The organism is Actinosynnema sp. NPDC059335 (assembly GCF_042752395.1).
Taxonomy (GTDB): domain Bacteria; phylum Actinomycetota; class Actinomycetes; order Mycobacteriales; family Pseudonocardiaceae; genus Actinosynnema.
Genome location: NZ_JBHYXZ010000091.1, coordinates 1 through 2578 on the forward strand (window position 1 = coordinate 1; position 2578 = coordinate 2578).

Consider the following 2578-nt stretch of genomic DNA (forward strand, 5'->3'; position numbering starts at 1 on the left):
GGGAACACCCGGTCCCATTCCGAACCCGGTAGTTAAGCCTTCCAGCGCCGATGGTACTGCACTCGTGAGGGTGTGGGAGAGTAGGACGCCGCCGAACATTCTTCCCTGAAAGGGCTTGTGGTGGGGGCACAGTGATATGTGCTCTCCCGCAAGCCCTTTCGGCGTGTCCACAGTAGGAGGAGTTAGTGTCCAGGTTCGGGGATCGACCCGGCGACCGTCAGCGTGGCCAGGGAGACCGACCGCGCCGATCCGACGACGGTGGCCGTGCCCAGGGAAGCCGCAAGCCGAGCAGTGGTGGCCGTGACGCCCGTGGTGGGGGCGACCGGTCTGGCGGCGGTTATCCGCGCCGGGACGACCGGCCGAGCTATGACAAGCCTCGTGGCGGCGACCGCCGTGACGATTCCCGAGGCGAGCGCCCGCGCTACGACAAGCCCCGTGACGACCGTGGCGGTGCTCCGCGACGGGACGACAACCGGGGTGGTGGCTTCCGCCGGGACTCCGGTGACCGGCCCCGCTACGACCGCCCGCGTGACGACCGGCCCCGTGACGACCGCGGCCGCGATGACCGTGGCCGTGACGACCGGGGTGGCCCTCGCCGCGACGACCGCTCCGGTGACCGGGGCGGGTTCCGGCGCGACGACAACCGCGGTGAACGCCCCCGCTTCGAGCGTCGGGACGACCGCGGGTTCGACCGGCGTGACGATCGTGGCGGGTTCGAGCGTCGGGACGACCGGGATCGCGGTGAGCGCGGGGGCTACCAGCGATCCGACAGCCGCGGGGGCTACCAGCGACGTGATGATCGCGGTGGGTACCAGCGGCGCGACGACCGGGGCGGTTTCCAGCGCCGGGACGATCGGGGCTTCGACCGGGGCGAGCGGGGCGGTTACCCGCGACGCGATGACCGGCCGGCCGGGGATCGCACCGGTGGGGACCGCGGTGGGTACGCCCGCCGGGACGACCGCGGCGGTGAGCGCAGCAGCTACCCGCGCCGTGACGACAGCGGCGGTTACCAGCGGCGCGACGACAGCGGTGGCTACCAGCGCCGGGATGACCGTGGCGGTTACGAGCGGCGGGACGATCGGGGCGGCTACCAGCGGCGCGATGACCGCCGTGACGACCGGGGTGGTGACCGGGGTGGTGAGCGCACCGGCTACCCGCGTCGGGACGACCGGGGTGGCGACCGGCCCCGTGGCGACCGTGACCGGGGCGCGTACCCGCGTCGGGACGACCGCGCCGGTGGCGACCGCGGTGGGTACCAGCGGCGTGACGACCGTGGCGGTTATCAGCGCCGGGACGACCGGGAACGCGGCGGCTACCCCCGTCGGGACGACCGCGCCGGGTACCAGCGGCGGGACGACCGGCCGCGTTACGAGAAGCCGGGGAGCGACCGGCGGGACGCGCGGAGTCGTGATCGGGCCGCGCGGTTCCAGGAGCGGGTCGCGCAGACCGACGACCGGCAGGTCACCGAGGAGACCACGGCTGACGTCACCGCAGCCGACGTCGCAGCCGATGTCACCGCGACCGACAACACCGCGACCGGCACCGGCACGGCTGACGTCACGGTGGCTGATGACACCGCGGCTGATGTGGATGTGAGCGCGGACGCCGCGCTGGACGCGGCCGAGGGCCGGGCGGAGGCCGGGGAAGGCGGGGCCGTCGAGGCTGACGCCGCCCCGTCCCGGGCTGCCGTGCCCAGGGCTGTGGAGAGCGAGGACGAGGCCGGGGCAGAGGGCTCGGAGGCAGCCGAGGCCGCCGAGGCCGCGGGCGAGGACGTCGCCGAGGGTTCCCAGGGCTCGGAGGACGCGGTCGACGGGGAGGAGCGGGTGTTCACCCGCGCCCGCACGCCCGAGCTGCCCGAGGACGCCGACATCTCGATCCTCGACCCCGAGGTGAAGCAGGAGCTGCGCGGCCTGCCCAAGGGCCTGGCGGAGATCGTCGGCAGGCACCTGGCGGCGGCGGGCATGCTCATCGACAGCGAGCCCGAGTTGGCGCTGGAGCACGCCCGGTACGCGCGGTCGAAGGCGGCGCGGGTCGCGGTGGTCCGGGAGGCCGCCGGGTTGGCCGCCTACCACGCGGGCGAGTGGGCCGAGGCGCTGTCGGAGCTGCGGGCGGCGCGGCGCATGTCGCACGGCGCCGGGCACGTCGCGGTGATGGCCGACTGCGAGCGGGCGCTGGGGCGGCCCGAGCGGGCCATCGAGCTGGCTCGTGAGGCACAGGTGGCGCTGCTGTCCCCCGACGAGGCGGTGGAGCTGCGGATCGTCGCGGCGGGCGCGCGGCGGGACATGGGGCAGCTGGACGCGGCGGTGGTGGCCCTGCAGGGCGACGACCTGGACGAGAAGCGGCGTGAGCCGTGGAGCGCCCGCCTGTTCTACGCCTACGCGGACAACCTGGCCGCGGCCGGTCGCACCGAGGAAGCCGTGAAGTGGTTCCTCAACGCGGCGCAGGCCGACGACGACAACGAGACCGACGCCGCCGAGCGCGCGTTCGACCTCAGCCCGCAGGACTGAGCGGGCCCGACCGAAGTCACACCCGGAGGGGGGGGGGCGCGCCCGCCGCGGGGGCTGAAAGAAATAGGGTT

Annotated in this window: 2 protein-coding genes and 1 rRNA gene; all 3 read left to right on the forward strand. The window is 74.5% G+C overall.

From position 1 onward, the window contains the following. Nucleotides 1-97: ribosomal RNA gene (rrf, locus tag ACFXGA_RS25590) — 5S ribosomal RNA — on the forward strand; the annotation flags it as partial. 125 nt (nt 98-222) lie between these two features. After that, on the forward strand, nt 223-1596 hold the full coding sequence (locus ACFXGA_RS25595; RefSeq protein WP_378091872.1) for a beta strand repeat-containing protein: 1374 nt from the start codon (nt 223-225) through the stop codon (nt 1594-1596). Further along, nucleotides 1593-2507 carry a hypothetical protein gene (locus ACFXGA_RS25600; RefSeq protein WP_378091874.1) on the forward strand — a complete coding sequence of 305 codons (915 nt, stop codon included), beginning with the start codon at nt 1593-1595 and terminating at the stop codon, nt 2505-2507. Before ACFXGA_RS25595 ends, ACFXGA_RS25600 begins: the two co-directional genes overlap by 4 nt. The last annotated feature ends 71 nt before the right edge of the window (nt 2508-2578 follow it).